The sequence below is a fragment of the Kitasatospora sp. NPDC004799 genome, assembly GCF_040609095.1.
Classification (GTDB): domain Bacteria; phylum Actinomycetota; class Actinomycetes; order Streptomycetales; family Streptomycetaceae; genus Kitasatospora.
In genome coordinates, this window is sequence record NZ_JBEXJK010000377.1 from 1 (window position 1) to 7,977 (window position 7,977).

Below are 7,977 nucleotides of genomic sequence, written 5' to 3' on the forward strand. Positions count from 1 at the left end.
GTACTGGACGGTGACGGCGTTGAGGAAGGTCTTGGACGCCAAGTACGCGGCGGGCACCAGGCCCATGTCGATGCCGGGTGTGGTGGGCCCCCGTGTGCCCACCACCGACGGCGGTGCCGTGCGCGCCGGGGTGGGTCAGTCGGCGGCGTGGACCAGCTGTCCGCCGACGTAGGTGCGCAGGACGCGGGCGGTGGCGATCTCCTCCGGCGGGCCGGTGAGGATGTCGCGGTCGAGCACCACCAGGTCGGCGAGCAGGCCGGGTGCCAGCACCCCGGCGTCGTCGTGCCCGTTCAGGTGGGCGCTGCCGGCCGTGTAGGCGGCGATGGCCGAGCCCAGGTCGAGGCGCTGCTCGGGCAGGAAGACCCGGCCGTCGGTGGCCTCCGGCTCCATCCGGTTGACCGCCACGTGCAGCCCCGCCAGCGGGTCCGGGCTGCTCACCGGCCAGTCGCTGCCCGCCGCCAGGGTGGCGCCGGCCCGCTGGAGGGCGCCGAACGGGTACTGCCAGGCGGCCCGCTCCGGCCCGAGGAAGGGGATGGTCAGCTCGTCCATCTGCGGCTCGTGCGCGGCCCAGAGCGGCTGGATGTTGGCGACGGCGCCGAGCCGGGCGAAGCGCGGGAGGTCGTCCGGGTGGACCACCTGGAGGTGGGCGAGGTGGTGCCGGGCGCCGCGCCGGCCGTTGGCGGTGCGGGCGGCCTCGATCGCGTCCAGTGCCTCCCGCACGGCCCGGTCGCCGAGCGCGTGGAAGTGCACCTGGAAGTCGAGCGCGTCCAGCGCGGTGACGTGCCCGCGCAGCGCCACCGGATCGACGAAGCTGAGGCCGGAGTTGGCGGTGGCGCAGCCGCAGCCGTCCAGGTAGGGGCTGGTCATCGCGGCGGTGAAGTTCTCCGCGATGCCGTCCTGCATGATCTTGACCGAGCCGGCCCGGAACCGCCCGTGGCTCAACTCCTCGCGCCGCCGGACGAGTTCGGGGATCTGCTCGGCACCCCGGTCGCGCTCCCACCAGAGCGCGCCGGTCACCCGGGCGGTCAGCGCGCCGGAGCGGGCGGCGGCGAGGTACGCGTCGGACGGGTCCGGCTGGCCGTTGAACTCGCCGAGCAGCGCGTCCTGCCAGCCGGTGATGCCGAGCGAGTGGAGCAGCCGCTGGGCGCGCAGCAGCCCGTCCAGCCGGTCGGCGGCGGTCGCGGGCGGCAGCAGCCGGGCGACCAGGGCGGTGGCGCCCTCCTGGAGCGTGCCGCTCGGGGTGCCGTCGGCCTCCCGCTCGATCCGCCCGTCGGCCGGGTCGGGGGTGTCGGCGGTGAGGCCGGCGAGTTCCAGCGCCCGGGTGTTGGCCCAGGCGCCGTGGTGGTCCCGGTTGGTCAGGTAGACCGGCCGGTCGGGGACGACGGAGTCGAGCAGCTGCCGGGTCGGCAGGCCGCCCTCGAAGCTCTCCATCGACCACCCGCTGCCGGTGATCCACTCCTGCTCCGGGTTGGCCTCGGCGTACGCCCGGATGCGCGCCAGGTAGTCGGCGACGCCGACCGTCCCGGTGAGGTCGCAGGACGCCAACTCCGCGCCGCCGAACACCGCGTGGATGTGCGCGTCCTGGAAGCCGGGCAGCAGCAGCTTGCCGGTGAGGTCGACGACCTCCGTCCCCGGCCCGATCAGCTCCCGGATCTCGTCGTGCCCGACGGCGGCGATCCGCTCGCCGACGACCGCCAGGCCGCTCGCCCGGGTCCGGGCCGCGTCGCCGGTGTGGACGGGGCCGTGGGTGAAGACCAGATCGGCCTGGGTCATGGGTGGTGCTCCGTTCTCGCGTGGTCGTGCCTGGTCGTGCTTCGTACGGGTCACTCGCCTGCCGCGCCCTCCCGCAGGAAGTACGGCGAGCGGCGCCGCCAGCGGGCCCAGGCCGCCGCCGGCAGCCCGCTGACGATCATCACTACCACCACGGTCAGCTCGAACCACCCGTTGTCGGCGGCGAGTTCGAAGTGGTCCGTGGAGTCGTAGAAGGTCCAGGCGAGGTAGCCGCCGACGGCGAGCAGCGCCGCCGCGCCCAGCAGCGGCCCGACCACCGCGCGCAGCCCCTGCAGCGGGTCGGTGCGCAGCAGCCCGCGGAAGCGGACGGCGGCGGCGACGGCGGTCAGCGCGTAGTAGAGCGCGACGACGACGCCGATCGCGTTGACCGCGGCCGAGATCAGGTCGCCGACGGTCGGGATGGCGATCGAGGCCAGCGCCAGGGCGACCGCGACGCCGGTGATCAGCAGGGTGCCGGCGGCGGGCGTGGCGTGCCGGGGGTGCAGCCGGGTCCAGACCGGGCCGAGCACCCGGTCGCGCCCCATCGCGTACATCCCGCGCGCGGTCGGGATCACCGAGGACTGCAGCGAGGCCACCGCGGAGAACATCAGCGCGATCAACGGCAGTGCGGCCAGCGGCTGTTCGGCCAGCTTGGCGCCGAAGTAGGTCAGCCCGTGCGCGCCGTTGTCGGCCAACTCGTCCATCGGCAGCACCCGTTGGAAGGCCGTGCCGGCGAGCAGGAACAGCGCCAGCATCACCACCAGGGCCAGCAGCCCGCCCCGGGAGGCGTCCCGCGGGTCGCGCACCTCCTCGCCGACGCTGAACACCGACTCGAAGCCCCAGTAGCAGAACACCGCCAACACCATGCCCTGCGCGACCGCGTCGAAGGAGGGGATGTCGAAGGGGTTGTACCACTGGAGCGAGAACGGCTGGTCGCCGGCGAACAGCCCGTAGCCGCAGAAGCCGAGCAGCACGGCGTACTCGAAGACCAGCAGCGCCTTCTGCAGCCGGGCCGCCAGGTCCAGCCCGCGCACCGCGACCAGCGCGGCGCCCACCAGCACCACCAGGCCGAGCAGGGTGCACTGGACGGTCGAGTCGGCGTCGAGCCGCAGCCCGGCGACGCTGCGCACGTGGGCCTGGTCGAGCAGCTGGATGACCGAGGAGCCGGTGACGGTCGTGGTGTACGCCATGAAGACGACGGTCCCCACGGTGTTCACCCACCCGGTCAGGAAGCCCAGCCAGGGGTTGAGGGTGCGCCCGACCCACCGGTAGCCGCTGCCCGCGTCCGGCTCGACGGCGTTCAGCCGCCCGTACCCGCCGGCGATGGCCAGGACCGGGAGGAAGGCCAGCAGCATGATCGCCGGAAGGTGCAGGCCGACCACCCCGGCCATCAGCCCCAGGCCGATCCCGATGCTGCTGGTGGCGGCCGTGCTGGAGGCGGCGATCACCGCTCCGTCCAGCAGGCCGAGCGACCGCCGCATCGTGACGTGGGTGCCTCGCGCGTCCGTTCTCGGGCCGCCGCCCGTGTCCTTCACCGTCGATGCCAACGGATCACCGCCTTGCTCGTGGGGTGCGCGTGTGGGGGACCGCCCGCGCCGGAAGGGGGTGACGCGGGCGGGAGTGCGAGCCATGAAACCGGCGGCACCGTCACACGTCAATGCCGTTGTCATAAGGACGCCGGGCAGCCCGCCCGAACGCCGGAGAACCCCGGAGGGCCCGCCGGTCGTCCGGCGGGCCCTCCGTGCGTGTCCTACCGGCGGCTCAGCCCTCGAGCCAGCGGTCCGTCGCGGCCCAGGCCGCCCGCAGCGCCTCCGGCTGCGCCAGCTCGTGGTGCCGGCACGGCAGGGTCGTCTGCACCACCTCGCCGGTGACGTACGGCGTCCAGCGGACCCCGAGCGGCGTCCCGGCCGGCTTGTCCAGCAGGGCCGCCACGTGGACCAGGTCGCCCCGGAAGGTGCCGGGGACGTGCGCCGTCGCGATCTCGACGTTGTTCGCCCGGACGCCCTCGGCCACGGCCAGCTCCTCCTCGGAGAGGTCGAGCCCGAAGCGCTCACCGACCCGCAGCACGGCGTCGGTCCAGTCGACCTCCTCGAGCCCGGGCTGGTCCACGCCCTGGTCCACGGCGGCCGACGGGTAGCCGTCCAGCACGACCAGCGCGCCGACCTCCTCGCCGACGGCCTGCAGCTGCACCGCCATCTCCTGCGCGACCACGCCGCCCAGCGACCAGCCCAGCAGGTGGTACGGGCCGCTCGGCTGCACCGCGCGGATCTGCTCGACGTAGTCCGCCGCCATCTCCTTGACGGAGCCCGGCAGCGCGCCCGGCTCGCTCAGGCCGCGCGCCTGGAGGCCGTACAGCGGCCACTCCTCGGGCATGATCCCGGTCAGCGGCGCGTAGCACCAGCTCAGGCCGCCGGCCGGGTGCACCGCGAAGAACGGCGGCCGCTCGCCGTCCGCGCGCAGCGGGAGCAGGACCTTGAGGCCCTCCACGCCCGCCGGCCGGCTCAGCCCCCGGACCAGGGACTCGACCGTCGGGCCCTCGAAGAGGTTCCGGACGCCGACCACGACCCCGAGCGTCGACCGCAGCCGGTCGACCAGCGTGACCGCCAGCAGCGAGTGGCCGCCCAGCTCGAAGAAGTTGTCGTCGATGCCGACCCGCTCCAGCCCGAGGACCTCGGCGAACACCTCGCAGACCACCCGCTCGTCCGCGGTGCGCGGCGCCCGGTAGGACGCCTCCAGCAGCTCCGCCCGGTCCGGCGCCGGCAGGGCGCGCCGGTCGAGCTTGCCGTTGACGGTCAGCGGCAGCGCGTCCAGGACCGTGATCGCGGACGGAACCATGTACTCCGGCAGCGCCGCCGCGAGGGCTCCGCGGACCTCGGCGGTGTCCACCCGCGCACCGGCGGCCGGGACGACGTACGCGGCGATGCGCCGGTCCCCCGGGACGTCCTCGCGGACGATCGCGGTGGCCTGGGCGATGTCGGACCGGTCGAGCAGGGCCGCCTCGATCTCGCCCAGCTCGATCCGGTGGCCGCGGATCTTCACCTGGTCGTCGGTGCGGCCGAGGTAGTCCAGCGTCCCGTCCGCACGCCAGCGGGCCAGGTCGCCGGTGCGGTACATCCTCTCCCCGGACTCGCCGAACGGGCAGGCGACGAAGCGCTCCGCCGTCAGGCCCCGGCGGCCCAGGTAGCCCCGGGCCAGGCCGGCACCGGCCACGTACATCTCACCGGGCACGCCGACCGGGACCGGCGCGAGGAACTCGTCCAGCACGAACACCCGGGTGTCGACCACCGGCGAACCGATCGACACCTCGCCCGCCGACGGGTCGCACGGCCACATCGTGGCGTCCACCGTCGTCTCGGTCGGGCCGTACGAGTTGAACACCCGGTGGTCCCGCATCCAGCGGGCCATCACGTCCGGCGGGCAGGCCTCACCGGCGGTCACCAGGACGACCTCGTCGGCGATCGAGCGCTCGTCCAGGGTGGCCAGCACGGCCGGCGGCAGCGTCACGTGGGTGACCCGCTGCTCCGCCAGGAAGTGCGGCAGGGCCTCGCCCAGACGGCGGTCCTGCGGGATCACCACCAGGGCCGCACCGGTCAGCAGGGCCATGAACCACTCCCAGCCGAAGGTGTCGAAGCCCGCCGAGGCGAACTGCCCGACCCTCGACCCGGAGCCGACGCCCAGGTAGCGCACCTGACCGGCCACCAGGCTCGCCACACCCGCGTGGGACACCAGCACGCCCTTGGGGCGGCCGGTCGACCCGGAGGTGTAGATGACGTACGCCGCGTCCCCGGTCCGCACCACGCGGTCCAGCAGGGCGCCGCCGTCCAGGCCGGCCAGCTCCGCCACCGTCTCCGGCGCGTCCAGGACCAGCGCACCGGAGCCGGGAAGGACGGACGCCGTGGCCGAGGAGGCCAGCACCGTCACCGGCGCCGCGTCCTCCAGCATGTAGCCGATCCGGTCCGCCGGGTACGCCGGGTCGATCGGCATGTAGGCACCGCCCGCCTTGACGATCGCCAGCAGCGCGACCATCAGCTCGACCCCGCGGTCCAGGCAGACGCCGACCACGGACTCCGCGCCCACGCCCCGCGACACCAGCAGCCTGGCCAGGCGGTTCGCCCGCTCGTCCAGCTCGCGGTAGGAGGTCTCGACCCCGTCGGCGGCCACCGCGACCGCCTCCGGCATCCGCGCGACCTGCGCCTCGAACAGCGCCCCGACCGTGGCGGCCGGAACCTCGGAGGCAGTGTCGTTCCACGCCGTCAGCAGCTGCTCGCGCTGCCGGTCGTCGAGGACGGGGATCCGCTCCAGCGGCGTCCGGGCGTCCCGCTCCAGCGCGCCGGCCATGTTCTCGACCGCCGTGTGCAGCAGGCCGCACACCACCTCCGGGTCGATCGGCGACCCCGCCTGCACGGAGAGCCGGAAACCGACACCGGTGTCGTCCACCGACGCGGTGAGCGGGTAGTTGGTCCGCTCGTGCCCGTACAGCACCCGGATCCCGGCCAGGCCGGTCCCCTCGCCCGAAGCGCTCGGGCTGTGGCGGTAGTTGAGCAGCGAGGTGAACAGCGGGCTCTGCGCGGGGAGGCCGGTGGCCTGCTGGGCGAGGGTCAGCGGGGCGTGCTCGTGCCGCAGCAGCTCGCCCAACTGGACCTGGGCCGCCCGCAGTCCGGCGTCCAACGGCCGGGTGGCGTCGATCCGGATCGGCAGGGTGTTGATGTACAGACCCGGCGTCCGGTGCGCGGTGCCGCCCGCGTCCATCCGGCCGAGGAACACCGTGCCGAACACGGGGTGGGTCTGGCGGGTCGTCGCGGCGGCGACCCGCGCCCAGGCCAGGTGGAAGAACGCGGCGGCGCTGACGCCGTGGCGACGCGCCTGCTCCCTGACCTGGCCGGCCAGTTCGGCCGACAGCTCGACGACGGCCTCGCCGGTGTCGGTGCCGTCGCCGTGGACGTCCAGCACGCCGTACGGCGCGGTGGGCTCCTCGACGTCGCCGAGGGCGCGCTCGAAGTAGGCGCGGTGCTGCTCCGGCGTGACCGCCAGGCGGGCGTGGGCGACGAAGTCGCGGTACCGCGCCGGGGCCGGCAGGCGGTCCTCCTCGTGCTCCAGGTGGGCGCGCACCTCCTCGAAGAGGATCTCCAGGGCCTGGTGGTCGCGGGTGAGGTGATGGCTGCGCAGAGCCATCAACCAACCGTCGCCGTCCGGCTTCTGAGCGATCGTCAGGTCGACCATGGGGGCCTGGCGGATGTCCATCGACGGCGGGCAGGCCGCGAGCAGCCGGGTCACCGCGTCGTCCTCGGTTGCGCCGGACAGCACGACCTCGTGGACGGGCAGAACGGCCCGGCGCAGCACGACCTGGAGCGGCTGGGGCAGGTTCTCCCACAACACGGCCGTCCGCAGGATGTCGTGCCGGTCGACGACGTGCTGGAGCGCGGTCACGAAGGCGTCGACGCGGCTCCGGGAGTCGAAGCCCAGGACCACCGGGACGATGTAGACGTCGCGGCCCTGGTCGGCGTCGAGCAGGTGGTGGAAGAAGATGCCTTCCTGCAGTGGCGCCAGCGGGTAGACGTCGGCGACGTTCGCCGCACCACCCGGAACCGCCGCGCTGATCCGGTCGAGGTCCGCCTGGCTCAGCTCGGCCAGCGTGACCATGTCCGGGGTCAGCGCGGTCGCGTCGGCCGGGATGCGGTTCTCCGGCACGACGAAGGCCTGGCCGGAGTCGACGGCCGCCAGCCCGGCGGGCGTCGGCACCTGGAACAGCCCGCGCACCGAAACCTGGACGCCGCGCGAGCGCAGCCGCTCGACCAGGGTGACGGCGAGCAGGGAGTGGCCGCCCAGCTCGAAGAAGTTGTCGTCGATGCCCACCTGGGGCAGGCCCAGGACCTCGGCGAACACCTCGCAGACCACCTGCTCGTCCGCCGTGCGCGGGGCGCGGTAGGCCTCCTGGATCGCGGTGGTCTCGGGGGCCGGCAGAGCACGGCGGTCGAGCTTGCCGTTGACGGTCAGCGGGAGTTCGTCCAGCAGCACGATCGCGGACGGGACCATGTACTCCGGCAGCACCGTCCCGAGGGTGCCGCGCAGGGCGGCGGTGTCGAGCTCCGCACCGGTGGCGGGGACGAGGTACGCGGCGATGCGCTTGTCGCCGGGGACGTCCTCGCGGACGATCACGGCCGCCTGGGCCACACCGGGCCGGCCGAGGACGGCCGCTTCGATCTCGCC

At 74.2% G+C, this 7,977-nt stretch carries 3 protein-coding genes; all 3 read right to left on the reverse strand.

The window, feature by feature from the left end:
• Window positions 1-135: 135 nt before the first annotated feature.
• A complete protein-coding gene (locus ABZW03_RS32700; protein WP_355266455.1) occupies window positions 136-1,773 on the reverse strand; it encodes an amidohydrolase in 1,638 nt (545 codons plus the stop codon).
• 50 nt (window positions 1,774-1,823) lie between these two features.
• Entirely contained in the window at window positions 1,824-3,251 is a 1,428-nt protein-coding gene (locus ABZW03_RS32705; RefSeq protein ID WP_355266457.1) for an APC family permease, read from the reverse strand.
• A gap of 280 nt (window positions 3,252-3,531) precedes the next feature.
• Window positions 3,532-7,977, reverse strand: a 4,446-nt coding sequence (locus ABZW03_RS32710) for an amino acid adenylation domain-containing protein (RefSeq protein WP_355266460.1), incomplete at its 5' end; no start/stop codon positions are given.